The following is a 14,635-nucleotide window of genomic DNA, read 5'->3' on the forward strand; positions in this document are numbered from 1 at the left end:
GTGGATCAACCTGTCGACACCGACTGCTCCGCGGGGAGTCGGCCGTAAATGCGTTCCGGAGTCAGCGGCAGCGCACGGTAGCGGACGCCCGTGGCGTCGTGGACCGCGTTCGCCAGCGCGGGGGCCACCGGGTTGATGCAGCACTCCGCCATTCCCTTGGCCCGCAGGGGCCCGACCGAGTCCGCCGAGCCCACCAGGAGCACCTCGGTGGGCGGTATGTCGGCGTAGGTGGGGATGCGGTAGTTCCGTAGGTTCGGGTTGACCATGACGCCGTTGTCGTCGACCTGGTAGTTCTCGGTCAGCGCGAAGCCGATGCCCTGGGCGACCCCGCCCTCGATCTGTCCCCGGACCTGCGCCGGGTTGATGATCACTCCGGCATCCGCCGCCTGCACGCTGTACAGGATCCGGATCTCGCCGGTCACGCGGTGCACGGCGACCCGGAACCCTTGCGTGTTGGAGGTGACGCTGCGGGGCGAACCGTAGGCCTTGCGTGCGGCGGTGAACCGGATTCCGCGCGCCCGGGCCAGCGCGACGAGTTCGGCCAGTGACACCCGGCGGTCGCCGCAGACCACACCGTCGTCGTCCATCGCGCACATCACGACGTGCACGCCCGTGTGCGCCGCGGCGAACTCCAGGATGCGGTCGCGCACGGCGCCCGCCGCCCGCAGGACCGCGTTCCCCGCCACGAAGAGGCCCGCGCTCGCGAAGGCGCCGGTGTCGAATCCCGTGCGGTCGGTGTCGGACTGCACCAGCCGGATCCGCTCCGGCGTCGTGCCCAGCTGGCCGGCCGCGATCTGGACATGGGCGGTCGAGGTCCCCTCCCCGAACTCGACCGTACCGACGGCCACTTCGTAGATGAGGTCGTCGCCCAGGGTGACCCAGGCCTCGGAGAGGTGTTCCGTCGGGGGCGCGGTCTCGTGCAGGGAACTGGCCACGCCGGCTCCGACGAGCCACTCGGGACCGGGGGGCGGCCGGTCGGCCGTACGGACCAGGGCCTCGCCGACCAGGTCGACGCACCGGGCGAGTCCGTCCTCGGTGAAGATCACGTCGTCGGGACCCTCGTGCAGGGCGACCAGGGGCTCACCCGGCCGCACGATGTTGCGGCGGCGCAGTTCGAGCGGGTCCATGTGCAGGGCGCGGGCCAGTTCATCCATCGCCGACTCCACGGCGAACGCCGGCTGCGTCATCCCGTAACCGCGCAGCGCCCCGCTCGGCACGGTGTTCGTGTAGACGGAGTACGCGTCGTACCTCTTGTGGGGGCAGCGGTAGATCATGACGGCGGCCCCGCCCGCGTAGACGGTTTCGCCGCCGTGGTTGCCGTAGGCGCCCGTGTTGGACACGTTGCGCACCTGGAAGGCGGTGAGCGTTCCGTCGGCCTTCGCGCCGAGTTTCACCGTGAGGGTCATCGGATGCCGCGGCGAGGCCGTGGTGAACTCCTCCTCGCGGGTGTACTCGAGACAGGTGGGCCGCCCGGTGTCCAGGGTGGCGAGCGCGACCAGGTCCTCCGCGATCACCTCCTGCTTGCCGCCGAATCCGCCGCCGACGCGCTTGCAGAACACCCTCACCTGGTCCGGGCGCAGCGCGAACAGGTACTCCAGCTTGACCTTCGCGATCGAGGGCGACTGCGAACTCGTGCGGACGTTCAGCCGGCCGTCCTCCAGCCAGGCGATCGAGCCATGGGTCTCCAGGTGCGCGTGCTGCACGCGTGGGGAGAAGTACGTGCCTTCGTGGATCACGTCGGCCGCGGCGAACCCCGCGTCGACATCGCCGATGTGCGAGTGGAGTTCGAGCAGGATGTTGTGGACGGGGTCGCGGACGAACGGATCGTCCGAGCCGTGCAGTTGGGGCGCGCCGTCGGCCATCGCCTCCTCGGGGTCGAACACCGCGGGCAGCACCTCGTACGCGACGACGAGCCGCCGGCAGCCCTCCTCCGCGGCCCCGGCCGTGTCGGCCAGGACCGCGGCGACGCGCTGGCCGGCGAAACGGACCGTGTCGTCGAGGATGCGGGTGTCGTCCGGGTCGACCAGATGGTCGGTGTGGATCGCCGTGGTGAAGCGTCTGCGGGGTACGTCTTCCCAGGTGTAGACCCGGCGCACACCGGGCACCGCGAGGGCGGCCGTCCTGTCGATCGAGACGATCCGGGCGTGCGCGTGGGGCGAGTGCAGCACCTTGAGGTGCAGCATGCCGTCGATCCGTGTGTCCATGGTGAACTCGGCGTGCCCGGTCACCACGTCGTGGCCCGCGGGCGCTGCGACGCTCGTGCCCACGGCCTTGCCCGGTGCCGCCGTCTCCACCGCGCCGACACCCCGCACGGCGTCCGCGATCGCCCGGTATCCGGTGCAGCGGCAGAGGTTGCCCTTCAGCGCCCTCGGCAGGTCCGCCTTCTGTTCCTCGGTGAAGGTCGCCGACGTCATGATCACCCCCGCGGTGCAGAAACCGCACTGGAATCCCGGGGCGTCCTCGAACTGCCGCTGCATGGGATGTGGGGCGCCGGGGCGTCCGAGGCCCTCGATCGTGGTGACCTCGCGGCCGTCCGCGCGGAAGGCGGGGGTGATGCAGCTGTGCACCGGTGCGCCGTCCAGCCATACCGTGCAGGCGCCGCAGTCGCCGGCGTCGCACCCCTTCTTGACGCCGAAGTGGCCGAGGTCGCGCAGGAAGGTGCGCAGACACTGACCGGGGGCCGGCTCGCGGTCGGATTCCTTGCCGTTCACGATGTAGTTCATGCCAGGTCCCCAGCGGTGAGTTCGCGGCGGATCTCCTCGGCGAAGTGCCGGGTGAGATGCCGGCGGTGGTCGGGGGTCCCGTTGGGATCGGCGAACCAGACGTCGGCGGGCACGGCGTCGATGCTCCGCCGCAGGGTCCGGGCATCGGGCAGGGAGTCGAAGGCGATGCGGACCGGCCGCGTGGTGCCGGCGGTGACGGTGAGCAGCAGGTCGCTCGCTCCCCGCCGCTGCGTGCCGACGAGGAACACCGTCGAACGGCCGAGCCGGGTCAGTGCGAAGCGACGGTGCGCGGTGCGTCTGCGCAGCGCGTGCTCCGGAAGGGTGACGCGCCGGAGGATCTCCCCGGGGGCGAGTACGTTGCGGTGGTCGCCGATGACGAAATCGAGGGCGTCGACGAAGCGCACGGAGCCGTCGGGCGCCCACAGTTCGTACCGTGCCTCGAGCGCGACCGTCAGCGTGATCATCGGGCCGGCGGGCAGCGACATGCAGATGTTTCCGCCGACGGTGGCCGCGTTCCAGACCTTGAACGAGGACAGGAACGCCTCGCAGCTCGCCCGGAACAGAATTCCGGCGGTCCAGCTCTCCGGGCACGGGAAGGCGTACAGGTCGCGGATGGTGCAGGTGGCGCTGATCTCCAGGCCCTGGTCCGTCGGGACGAGGGGCTCCCAGGGCAGTGCCGTCAGATCGATGAGCCTTCGCAGGTCCGGCTGCTCCGTGGAGTAGAGCCATGTTCCGCCTGCGAGCCAGGCGTCGCCCTCGTGCCAGTCCATGCCCGGCCGCTCGGACGGTCGCCGGATTACTTCGGTGATGGTGTTGAGGTCCATGAGAACCGACCTACGGGAGAACGGACCTGCGAAGAACCAGGCCGTGGCCGCCCTGTCCGGGTCACCGCGCCGGCAGGGACCGGCGGGCCCGGGCACTTTTTCACAGGGTATCGCGGCACGTGAAAGGGGCCTTGCCGGAGCGATGAGCACCGAGAGTGACCGAAGGGCTCCGAAAGGCTCCGAGGGGCGACTACGCCGTCCACCGGGCCGAACCCCGGCCGCACCGGTGGCCGGGCCCGCGCGGGCCGGGCCACCGGTGCGGCGTACGGCGTGGCTACGGAGCCATCTCGTACGCTCCGGACAGCGCCTCGACCCGCTGCCAGACCCGCTCCGTGCGCGCCTCGTCGACGACCGGCCGCCGGACCGCGCCCAGCGCCCAGTCCTGCTGCCGCTCGGTCGCCGAGTCCTTGCCGTGCAGTTCGACGGCGTGCGCGGAGAAGTCCCGCACGAGGACGGCGAAGAGCTCGTCGAGGACGTCCTCGTCGAGTCCGGTCAGGGCGGCCTGCTCCAGGACGAGCTGACCGTGCACGACGAGGGCGAAGAGCTGGCCGACCGCGAGGAGGAGGTCGAGGTCGCGGCTCTGCTCCGCGTCGGGGGCGGCCGTGGTGGCGAACTCGCAGAGCGCGTCGGCCTGTTCACGGAAGCGGACCACGTTGGGCAGGTGTGTGAAGGCGTCGAAGGCGGGCCGCCAGTCGTGGAAGCGCACCGAGCCGAGGCCGCGGGCCGGGCCCTGCCGGAACAGGAAGTCGTCGTCGGCCGCGTCGAGACGCGTCGGTACGGCCGGGTAGTCGGCCGGGTCGAGGAGGTGGCTGCGCATGAACTTCAGGATCAGCGCCAGGTTGACGTGGACCGTGCCCTCCAGCTTCGGCAGACCGCGGATCTCGACGGCGGCCTGGCCGAAGTAGTTGTCCTTCTCGAAGCCCTTGGCCGCGATGACGTCCCACATGAGGTCGATGACCTTCTCGCCCTCCGTGGTCACCTTCATCTTCGTCATCGGGTTGAAGAGCAGGTAGCGGCGGTCGTCCGGTCCCGCGGAGCGGAAGTAGTCGACGGCGCGGTCGCTGAAGGACTTCATGCCGACGAGCCGGACGTACGCGTCGGTCAGCTCGCGCCGCACGTGCGGGAAGGCGGTGACGGGGCGGCCGTAGAGGATGCGGTTGTGGGCGTGGGTGACGGCCTCGTACATCGCGTGCTCGCAGATGCCGATCGAGGCGGTGCAGAGGTTGAACTTGCCGACGTTGACGGTGTTGAGGGCGGCGTCGAAGGCGGCCCGGCCGGTGTGCAGGACGTCCTCGGCCCCGACGGGGTAGTCCTCCAGGCGGAACTCGCTGACGAACTTGGAGGAGTCGACGACGTTCTTGACCAGGTGGTAGGCCGGGTGACGGCTGTCGGCGGCGAAGAACACGTAGCCGTCGGGGCCCTCGACGTCGGTACGGCGGCCGAAGACGGAGACGAGTCCGGCGGTGTTGCCGTTGCCTATGTAGTACTTGGCGCCGGTGGCGCGGAAGCCGCCGTCACCGTCGGGCTCCAGCAGCATGTCGGTGGAGTAGATGTCGGCGCCGTGGGTCTTCTCGGACAGGCCGAACGCGAACACCTCGCCCTGGGCGAGGAGTTCGGCGGCACGGCTGCGGGCGGCGGCGTTGTCGCTCTGCCAGACCGGGCCGAGCCCGAGGATCGTGACCTGCCAGGCGTACCAGTAGTCGAGGCCGTAGAAGCCGAGGATCTCGTTGAGCGCGGCGATCCGGGCGGTGTCCCACCGCTTGTCCGGCTCCGGCTCCCCCGCCGCGGACGACGGGGTCAGGAAGGTGGCGAAGAGGTTCTCCTTCGCCGCGAAGGCGAGGAAGTCACCGAGCCACGCGCGGGTCCGGTAGTCCTCGATCAGCCGCCGCTTCCCGCGCTCCTCGAACCAGTCGACGGTGGCCCGCAGCAGGCGGCGCGTCTCGGGGTCGAAGTGCGCGGGATCGTACGTGCGCGGGTTGAACAGCAGCTGGTCGGCCATGGGTTGACGCCTTTCGGCTGGTGGAGGGGTGGGAATCGGGAGGTCGTCCGGACGGGCCGGACCGGGAGGATCCGGAGGACGGGGACGGTCACATGGACCGGCGGCGGGTGCGGAGGCGGTCAGCGGTCGGGGCCGAACCGGGCCAGCGTGGCGAGCACGTCGTCCAGCCAGTCGATCATCATGCGCTCGTACGCGACGCCGCCGCGCAGGACGACGTGCTGGAGTTCTCGTTCCGCGTCGAGCGGCGCCTTCGCGCCGGCCGCGCTCGCCTCCGGCCCCGTGAAGTCCCGTGTCTCCCCTGCGAGATAGTGCGCCAGCCGGTCCCGGTGCGCCTGCCGGTGCCGCTCCACTTCGCGGATCAGCGCCGCCGGATCGTCGAAGGCGGCGCCCCGGATCTTCACGGCCAGGTCGTGGCGGACGCTCTCCGGCTCGATCGGATCGTGCAGCCAGGAGGACAGCGCGGCGCGCCCGAGATCGGCGACGGAGTACTCCTTCTTGTCCGGCCGGCCCTGCTGCGGGACGTCCCGGGCGTCGACCCAGCCGTCGTCCTCCATGCGCTTGAGCACGCGGTAGATCTGCTGGTGGGTCGCGGTCCAGAAGTAGCCGATGGACCGGTCGAAACGCCGGGCGAGTTCATAGCCGGACGCCGGCTTCTCCAGGAGCGACACCAGGATCGCGTGTTCGAGCGCCATGACGTCGATCCTGCTATGCAACTCGTTGCATAGCAAGCGTCGCCCGCACCGATGCGACGCGGCTCACCCCACGGGCGGCACCCGACCCGATGCGACCGGCGGTCCCGGGCCGTCCCCGCCCACCACGTGGTGATCGCGGGTGCGGTTGTCGTCCCCCGTGCGGCACGGGATCCTGAGGAGCACGAGGGGAAGCGGTGTCATGGATCGTTTTCCGAATGCAGCCGATGTCGAATTCCACAGCCCTTTGGACCTCTCCAGGGCCGCCGTCGCGGTACTGGACGCCGAAGGCCGCGTCTCCGGGTGGGGACCCTCGGCCCAGCGCCTTCTCGGACACGCGCCCGAGGACGTGCTCGGCCTGCCGGCGGAGCGACTGCTGGCCGCGGCCCCCGGACAGCGGCCGGCCGCCCTCTGCAGGGCGGGCAAGCCCCGCGGCACGGTCCTGGACCTCTGCTGCCGGGACGGTCGTATCCTGCGCGCCGCCGTGACGTTCAGCCCCCTCGCGCACCGGGGCGCCGCCGCGACCGTCGTCGTGGCGGCCGACCTGGAGGCGCTGCGCGGCTGGGAGCTGCAGCTGGCGATGCTGCAGGGGCTGGCGACGGAGTCCGCGGTGGGGCTGACGATCTTCGACACCGACGGGATCGTCGTCTGGGGCAACGTCTCCACCGATCTGGAGCTCGCGGGGATGGCGCAGTACATCGGCAAGCCGGCGTCGGCCCTCTTTCCGGAGGGCGAGTTCATCTCCCGCCACCACCCCCCGGACGAGGACCAGATCATGGAGCACGTGCTGACGACGGGGGAACCGATCCTGGGCATGCACTATCGCGGACGCGCTCCCGCCGACCCCGTGCGCGAGCACGTCTGGTCCTGTTCCTACCACCGACTGGTGGACGCCCGGGGCGAGCCGCTGGGGCTCTTCGAGGAGTCGCTGGACATCACCGACCGCTACCGCGCCCAGGAGCGCCTGTCCCTGCTCGTGCGGGCGGGAAAGCGCATCGGTGCCTCGCTGGACGTGCGGCGTACGGCCGCGGAGCTCGCCGACGTGGCGGTGCCGCAGCTGGCCGACGAGGTGCTGGTGGACCTGCCGGCGGCGGTCATCGAGGGACGGCAGCCGCCCACGGGATCGGCGCCGGGGCACAGTCTGCTCCGGATGCACGGCCGGACCTCGGAGGAGTTCCGGACCAGCCCGGTCTCCTACCCGCCGTCGTCACCGCAGGCGCAGAGCCTGGCCACGAGCCGCCCCGTCGTCGGCGCGTCCCCGCCCGGGACCCCGGACGAGACGGAGACGGAAGCGGGCGCCTCGCACTCCTGTCTCTTCGTCCCGCTGCTCACCCGCGACGCGGTCCTGGGTCTCGCCACGTTCCGGCGCAGCAGCAACCCCGATCCCTTCGGCGCCGAGGAGCAGACGCTCGCCGTGGAACTGGCCGAGCGAGCCGCCGTCGGCATCGACAACGCCCGCCGCTACACCAGCCAGCACGCGGCGGCCCTGGTGCTGCAGCGGAGCCTGCTGCCGCAGCACCTGCCCCGGCTGAGCGCGGTCGACGTGGCGTACCGCTACCTGCCCGCCGACAGCCGCGTGGGCGTGGGCGGCGACTGGTTCGACGTGATCCCGCTGTCCGGTGCCAGAGTGGGTCTGACGGTCGGCGACGTGGTGGGCCACGGCATGCACGCGGCGGCGACCATGGGCCGTCTGCGCGCCACCGTGCGGACCCTGGCACTGCTCGACCTGGATCCGGCCGAGCTGCTCACCCGGCTGGACGACCTGGTCACGCAGGACTCGGAATCCCGGACGGACGACGTGCTCAGCGACCAGGCGCTCGGGGTGACCTGTCTCTACGCGATCTACGACCCGGTGAGCGGCCGGTGCGTCTGGGCGAGCGCGGGTCATCCCCCGCCGATCGTGGCCGACGCGAACGGCGCGGTGGCCCTGTCCGCGCTGGCGCCGGGACCGCCGCTGGGGCTGGGGGGCCTGCCCTACGAGAACGTCGAGCTGAGCCTGTCCAACGGCAGCGTGGTGGCGTTCTACACCGACGGCGTCGTGGAGGACCGGCGCACCGACATCGACAGCGGAATCGACCGTCTGGCCCAGATCCTCGCCTGGCAGCGGGGCCCGGTGGAGGAGTTGTGCGACAGGGCGCTGGGGGCCCTGCCGCCCGGACCGCAGGCGGACGACGCCACCCTGCTGCTGGTCCGCACCCGGCGTCTCGACGCCGGCCGGGTGGCGGACCTGGAGCTGCCCCCCGACCCGGCCATGGTGGCTCGCGCGCGCACGCTCACCGAGCGCCAGCTGGAGACCTGGGACCTGTCCGACCTGTCGTTCACCGCCGCGCTCGTGGTGAGCGAGCTGGTCACCAACGGCATCCGGTACACCGGCGGGCCGGTGACGCTGCGGCTGATCAAGGACCGTTGCCTGCTGTGCGAGGTCTCCGACAACGCCCACACCGCACCCCATCTGCGGCGGGCGCGTCGGGACGACGAGGGAGGCCGCGGCCTGTTCCTCGTCGCCCAGGTTGCCCAGCGCTGGGGCACGCGGTACACCTCGTCCGGCAAGACGATCTGGGCCGAGCTGGCCATCCCCTAGCGCCTCTCGTCCGGTGCGGCGGCCCTGGGCCCGGGAAGCGCGACGTCACCGGAAGACGCCGGGGCCCGGACGACGGGGCTGGGGATCCTCGTCGTCCGGGCCGGCGTGCACGGAGCGGGCGGGGCGTCGGCGCCTCGGCGCTCCGGTGCTCCTGTGCTTCTGTGCTCCTGCTTCGGTGCCTCGGCGCTTCGGTGCGTCAGACGACCTTGACCGCGCTCCAGGCCGCGGCCACGGTGGCGTACTCGGGGCCGGTGGCGCCGTAGAGGTCCTTCGCCGCGTTCAGCGTCGCGGTGCGGGCGCCCTTGTAGTCCGTGGTGGAGGTCATGTAGACGGTCAGCGCCCGGTACCAGATGGCGGAGGCCTTCTTGTTGCCGATGCCGGTGACGGTGGAGCCGTTGCAGGTCGGGCTGTTGTAGGAGACGCCGTTGACGGTTTTGGCGCCGCTGCCCTCGCTCGCGAGGTAGAACCAGTGGTTGCCGACGCCCGAGGAGTAGTGCACGTCGAGCCGGCCGACCGACTTCGACCAGCAGTCGGCGGAGCCGCCGTCCAGGGACGGCTTGTCGAAGCGGCGCAGCCACGGCGGGGTGGACTGGTCGCTGAAGAGGTAGTCGGGGGTGTCGACCGGGTTGTTCGCGTACCACTCGACCATGGTGCCGAGGATGTCGCTGGTGGCCTCGTTCAGGCCGCCGGACTCACCGCTGTAGCGCAGGTTGGCGGTGGCGGAGGTGACGCCGTGGGTCATCTCGTGGCCCATGGTGTCGAGGTCGACCTGCTCGGGGTCGGTGGTGCCGTCACCGTCGCCGGTCAGCATGCAGAAGCAGGTGTCCGACCACTGGGCGTTGTCCCAGTTGGTGCCGACGTGGACGAAGACGGTGGCGCCGCGGCCGTCGTTCTTGATGCCGTTGCGGCCGAAGGTCGACTTGTAATAGTCGTATGTCTTCGCGGTGTTGGCGTGCGCGTCGACGGCGGCGGTGGCGCGGTCGGCGGAGAACTTCCTGCCGTCGCCCCACACGTTGTCGGCGTCGGTGAACAGGGTGCCGGAGGTGCTCTTCACGGACGAGGACGAGAGGTTGTGGGCGTCCTTGGTGATGTGGCCGCGCACCGGGTCGATCAGGGCGAAGGTGCCGTCGGCCTGCTGGGTGGTGTCGATGCCGATGTCACCGGTGTACTCGGAGTGGCCGGTTCCGGTCGCCTCGCGCTCGGCGTCGTAGTTCTCGATCGCCGCGCCGGTGGTGGCGTCGGTGACGAAGACCTCGCCGTGCGGCTGGCCCTTGTCGCCGAGGCCCTGCACGGTGGTGCGCCAGGCCAGCCGCGGGGTTCCGTCGGCGGCCCACACGACCAGTTCGGGGGTGGACCTGGCGTTGCGCACCAGGCCGTGCGAGCGCTTCAGGGCGCCGGCCGCGGTGCCCTTGGCGCCGACGGCGGGAACGACGGACCTGAGCGCCACCGTGTGGGCCTTGGCGCGGGTGGATCCCTTGAGCGAGCCGTCGGCCTTCTGGTGGACGACGAAGTCGCCGCCGACGACGGGGAGACCGCGGTAGGTCCGCTCGAAGCGGACGTGCTGGGTGCCGTCGGCGTCGAGGACGACGTCCTTGACGTGGAGCTTCTGGCCCGCGCCGAATCCGAAGGTGCCGGCGTGCCGGGTCACGTTCACTCTGGCCTGGGATATCGCCGTGTCGCGGACGGTGTGCGCGCGCTGCGCCGCCTGGGGCTGCGAGTGCGCCGGTACGGCCATCGCACCGGTGGTGAGGACGCCTGCGGCGACCATCGTGGAAAGAGCAAGAAGGGGACGGGGCATGACGGGGTGATTCCTTCGCTCGTCGTGGGGTGACGACGTCCTGGGACGTTGACGCGAAGTGTTCACCAGGTGACATGTTCCTGACGTGACTCCATCTGGGATATAGCCGCGGAGCTATAGGGCAGGAGTCCGTGCCCCGGCCCCTCACCCGTCCCCGGCGAGCGCGAAGTCCTCGCCCCCCGCCTCCCACCAGGCCAGATACTGCGGCCGTTGCCGCACCATCGACAGATAGGCGGCCAGCAGACGCGCGCACGCCGCGTCGGCGAGCTCAGGCGGAACCGATCCGGTGTTCCAGGCGAGGAGCAGTCGCCGGTGCAACGGCACGTCCACGAGCGGCCGCTGCACCGTTCCCTGGACGGAGACCTCGGCCGTCGGCCATACGCCGCAGACGGCACGCCCACCGGCGACCAGGATCTGCGCCACGGACAGGTCGGGCGTCACATGGGTGATGCGCGGAGTGAATCCGGCCGACTGGCAGGTGAGTTGGAGATAGGCGTGCACACCGCTCTCGTCGGCCTCCGGCATGACCCACTCCTCGTCCGCCAGTTCATGGAGGCCGACGCTCTCCTGGCGGGCCAGCGGATGGTCCGCGGCGAGCAGGACGAAGACCGGCTCGCGGAGCAGTGTGCGGGTCGCCACCGACTCGCCGACCGGCAGTGGGAAGCCGGGGAACTCGCCGAACACCGCGATGTCGCACTTCGACAGGCTCAGCGACTTCACGAGGGTGTGCACGGAACGGCGGGCGTCTATGGTGAGCCGGCGTTCCGGGACGAGTTCGAAGAGGGCGGAGACCAGCAGCGACATCAGCGGTCCGGCGGTTCCGCCCGCCCGCAGCGGGGTGGCGGCCTGCCGGTCCCCCTCGGCCGCCGCTCGCGCGTACTCCCGCAGCCGGTCGAAGCCGACGACCAGGTCCCGGGCGCAGCGCAGGACGTACTGCCCGTTCTCGTTCGGTGTCACCCCGTCGACGCTGCGGACGAAGAGCGGGCCGCCCAGCTCCTGTTCGATCCGCTTCAGCTGCGCGCTCATGGCCGGCTGGGAAAGCTGGAGCCGTGCGGCAGCCCGGCGGATGCTGCCGGCCTCGGCGACCGTGAGCAGGACACGGAGGTGCCGGAACTCGAGGTGCATGAACATTCCCCGCTCAGCGCGGGGGACCCGTACACCCCCCGTGACCTGCAGAACCCTCTGCCCGAGGGCATGGGGACCAAGAATCCGACGGACCCGTGGGGGTGGCAACCCCCGGACGGTAAAACCTGCGCGCGAACGCCCCGGCGCTTCACCGGCATTCCGGTTCCAGTCCCCGCATACCGCCACGATTCACCGGACCGCCTCCGTCCGGACCGCCTCCGTCCGGACCGCCTCCGTCTGCAAGGTCGACGCTCACCGGCCCGCCCGCCATCAGGCGGAGCAGCGGTCACGTACGGGTAGGCGGTGACCCGGCCGTCCGCGCGGGCGACACCCTTCGGGGGCCGCTGACCCCGGACGGCAACACCGGCGGCATCAGGGCCGGCGGCAACTCGGTGACCGGGGCGGTGAGTATCACCGACAACAGCGGCAGCGGCCCGCTACCCGGTGAGGCCGTGCCCGTGTTCGACGGCAACCAGGTCTCCGGGCCGCTGAACTACGCGGGCAACGAGCCGGGGCTCACCCAAATCCGCAACACCGTGGACGGGCCCCGGTCCGGACAGTGCCGGTGACACGGATTCGCCCCGTCGGCGGCAGTGAAGGCGGCACGGAGCCGGCGCCGGAATTCCGCGGTGCTGACTAACGGCCTGAAGCTAACGACCTCAAGACGAGTCCTGCCACTGTCCGAAATCTGGCGCCTAAAATCAGGCATCCTCACTCTCCGTGGCGATAGAAGCCCGCGAACAGCCGACAACTCGCCGAGTATTCGTTCGAAATGCGTTTCGGCCAGACTTAACCCGCCACAACTCGCCGAGCCTACCGCGCGGAAGCCCCACCTGGGGGCCGAACAAGCCTCTTCAGTGCACGGCGCCGCCAGGCACCCGTAAACGATCAAGGGTCGGCGTAGCCGACCGAAAAGGTTGAACACAAATTACACACACCCCCTCTTCAATTCCGGCACCGATGGTCTAGATTGACCGTGCTTCAGCTGACCGGTCGCGAGGCGACCGGCAAATGATCTTTGGGTTCGGCGCCAGGGAAAGCCGTCAGTCGCGTTCCCGGCGCCGGACGTGGGGGTGATCAGTTTTCGGGGCCCGGGAAGGGGGCCTGGGGTGCGGGGGCACCCGGGGTTCCGACGGGTTCCCGCGCACCTCGCGAGACCGGCAGGACATACGCCCTGCTGCCACCGGGGTGGGTGGTTCGAGCGGCTCCGAAACGGCCGGGATGCCATGCGCCCAAGGGGCGGGGGCCTCCCGGGGAAGGGCAGCGCGGCGGGGGGCGGGGGCCTCCCGAGGGGAGGAACAGTGCGGGAGGCGGGGGCCTCCCGAGGGGGAGGAACAGTGTTAGGCGAACACGTCGAACCACTGGGAACCTGGGGGGTTCTGTGCGGCAAGGGGGAGCAGTCAGCTCGTTTCCGTCGGTGCGCGAGCGCCTGGCGAACGGGCCAATCAGCCATCCCGCGATCGACTGGGAGCAGCGGTACCGCCGTACCGTGATCATCAGCGACACGGTGACCACCGCCTTCGTGGTGGCGGCCATCGGCAACTTCTTCGGGGCCCGCGACGCGGCCAACTGGCACGAGAAATGGGGCATTCTCGCATTCGGCACCGAGCTGCTGGTCCTGGGGGCGCTCGCGGTGAGCCGGTCGTGGGCTCCGGCGGTGCTCGGCCAGGGGGCCGAGGAATTCCGCCGGCTCGGACGCTCACTGTTCATGGCGACCGTCGCGCTGGCGCTCGGCGGTATCGCCCTCACCTCGCGCAACATCAAGCTCTGGATCTTCGTCGCGATCCCCGCGATCGCGCTCATCACCATGACGGCGCGGTATCTGCTGCGCCTCTGGCTGCACAAACAGCGCAAGGAAGGGCGGTGCCTGAGACCGGTGCTCGCGGCCGGGAGCCTGGCCACCGTCCGCGATCTGATCACCCGGACCCGCAAGTTCCCGCACCTCGGCTGGCGGGTGGAGGCCGTGTGCACGACGGACGGTCTCGGGCTCGAAGGCGACCAGCTGGACGGAGTGCCGGTCGTCGGCCCCCTGGCGGACGTGGCGGGCCACGTGCACCGCGACGGCTACCGTGTCGTCGCGGTCACACCGGACCCGCACTGGTCACCGGACCGGCTGCAGCGGCTGGCCTGGAACCTCGAGAGCAGCGACGCCGAGATGGTCGTCGCGCCCGTGCTGATGGAGGTGGCCGGCCCGCGGCTGCACGTCGACGCGGTGCTCGGGATCCCGCTGCTGCGGGTCAGCATGCCGACCTTCACCGGCGGCCGCCGGGCGGTCAAGGAGGTCGTCGACCGGATGGGCGCGGCGGTCCTGGTCATGCTGTTCGCGCCGTTGATGGTGTTCGTCGGGCTGCTCGTGCTGGCGGACAGCCGTGGTGGGGTGTTCTACCGCCAGCGCAGGGTCGGCAAGGACGGCCGCGAGTTCACCATCCTCAAGTTCCGCACCATGGTCTCCGGGGCCGACGGGGCACGGGCCGAGCTGGCCGACCGCAACGAGGGCGCCGGCCCGCTCTTCAAGCTCCGCCGGGATCCGCGGGTGACCCGGGTGGGAGCGGTGCTGCGCCGGTACTCGATCGATGAACTCCCGCAGCTTTTCAACGTGCTGACGGGTTCGATGTCGCTCGTCGGTCCGCGGCCTCCGTTACCGGAGGAGTGTGCCGCGTACGACCCGGACATCCGGCGGCGGTTGCTGGTCAAGCCCGGGCTCACCGGCCTGTGGCAGATCAGCGGACGCAGCGACCTGCCGTGGGAGGAGGCGGTCCGGCTGGACCTGCGGTACGTGGAGGACTGGTCGCTCGCCCTGGACACAGTGATCTTGTGGAAGACGCTGCGTGCGGTGCTCCGGGGGCAGGGGGCCTACTGATGCGCGGAAGTCGTCGTCCGGCCGGCGCGCGGACCG

The 14,635-nt window shown here is 70.9% G+C and carries 9 protein-coding genes; 3 read left to right on the forward strand and 6 right to left on the reverse strand.

Annotation, left to right across the window (positions count from 1 at the left end):
• Positions 1-5: 5 nt before the first annotated feature.
• The 4 genes from FHS34_RS06195 to FHS34_RS06210 form a co-directional block, all read right to left on the reverse strand.
• A complete protein-coding gene (locus tag FHS34_RS06195) occupies positions 6-2,723 on the reverse strand; it encodes a molybdopterin-dependent oxidoreductase (protein WP_184961967.1) in 2,718 nt (905 codons plus the stop codon).
• Entirely contained in the window at positions 2,720-3,547 is an 828-nt protein-coding gene (locus tag FHS34_RS06200) for an FAD binding domain-containing protein (RefSeq protein ID WP_184961969.1), read from the reverse strand. The genes FHS34_RS06195 and FHS34_RS06200 overlap by 4 nt, the downstream gene beginning before the upstream one ends.
• A 274-nt stretch (positions 3,548-3,821) precedes the next feature.
• Positions 3,822-5,546 (reverse strand): acyl-CoA dehydrogenase family protein, encoded by a 1,725-nt coding sequence (locus FHS34_RS06205; protein WP_184961971.1) that lies wholly within the window; start codon positions 5,544-5,546, stop codon positions 3,822-3,824.
• A 119-nt stretch (positions 5,547-5,665) separates the two neighbouring features.
• Entirely contained in the window at positions 5,666-6,238 is a 573-nt protein-coding gene (locus FHS34_RS06210) for a PadR family transcriptional regulator (RefSeq protein ID WP_184961973.1), read from the reverse strand.
• A 199-nt stretch (positions 6,239-6,437) separates the two neighbouring features.
• Here FHS34_RS06210 and FHS34_RS06215 point away from each other — a divergent pair, with 199 nt between their 5' ends.
• On the forward strand, positions 6,438-8,816 hold the full coding sequence (locus FHS34_RS06215; RefSeq protein WP_184961975.1) for a SpoIIE family protein phosphatase: 2,379 nt from the start codon (positions 6,438-6,440) through the stop codon (positions 8,814-8,816).
• Between the two features lie 196 nt (positions 8,817-9,012).
• On the opposite strand, the gene FHS34_RS06220 is transcribed toward FHS34_RS06215, so the two are convergent.
• Complete coding sequence (locus FHS34_RS06220) at positions 9,013-10,614, reverse strand: M4 family metallopeptidase (RefSeq protein WP_225817547.1); 1,602 nt, start codon at positions 10,612-10,614, stop codon at positions 9,013-9,015.
• 144 nt (positions 10,615-10,758) lie between these two features.
• Entirely contained in the window at positions 10,759-11,739 is a 981-nt protein-coding gene (locus FHS34_RS06225; protein WP_184961977.1) for a LysR family transcriptional regulator, read from the reverse strand.
• Between the two features lie 404 nt (positions 11,740-12,143).
• On the opposite strand from FHS34_RS06225, the gene FHS34_RS06230 reads away from it, so the two are divergent.
• Both FHS34_RS06230 and FHS34_RS06235 read left to right on the forward strand, forming a co-directional pair.
• Entirely contained in the window at positions 12,144-12,308 is a 165-nt protein-coding gene (locus FHS34_RS06230) for a hypothetical protein (RefSeq protein ID WP_184961979.1), read from the forward strand.
• A gap of 812 nt (positions 12,309-13,120) precedes the next feature.
• Positions 13,121-14,599 (forward strand): sugar transferase, encoded by a 1,479-nt coding sequence (locus tag FHS34_RS06235; protein ID WP_184961981.1) that lies wholly within the window; start codon positions 13,121-13,123, stop codon positions 14,597-14,599.
• Positions 14,600-14,635: the final 36 nt, after the last annotated feature.

The organism is Streptomyces echinatus, assembly GCF_014203595.1.
Classification (GTDB): domain Bacteria; phylum Actinomycetota; class Actinomycetes; order Streptomycetales; family Streptomycetaceae; genus Streptomyces; species Streptomyces echinatus.

Coding starts and splice junctions, on each gene's coding strand:
- FHS34_RS06195 (WP_184961967.1), bottom strand. CDS start 2,723: ATGAACTACATCGTGAACGGCAAGGAATCCGACCGCGAGCCGGCCCCC.
- FHS34_RS06200 (WP_184961969.1), bottom strand. CDS start 3,547: ATGGACCTCAACACCATCACCGAAGTAATCCGGCGACCGTCCGAGCGG.
- FHS34_RS06205 (WP_184961971.1), bottom strand. CDS start 5,546: ATGGCCGACCAGCTGCTGTTCAACCCGCGCACGTACGATCCCGCGCAC.
- FHS34_RS06210 (WP_184961973.1), bottom strand. CDS start 6,238: ATGGCGCTCGAACACGCGATCCTGGTGTCGCTCCTGGAGAAGCCGGCG.
- FHS34_RS06215 (WP_184961975.1), top strand. CDS start 6,438: ATGGATCGTTTTCCGAATGCAGCCGATGTCGAATTCCACAGCCCTTTG.
- FHS34_RS06220 (WP_225817547.1), bottom strand. CDS start 10,614: ATGCCCCGTCCCCTTCTTGCTCTTTCCACGATGGTCGCCGCAGGCGTC.
- FHS34_RS06225 (WP_184961977.1), bottom strand. CDS start 11,739: ATGCACCTCGAGTTCCGGCACCTCCGTGTCCTGCTCACGGTCGCCGAG.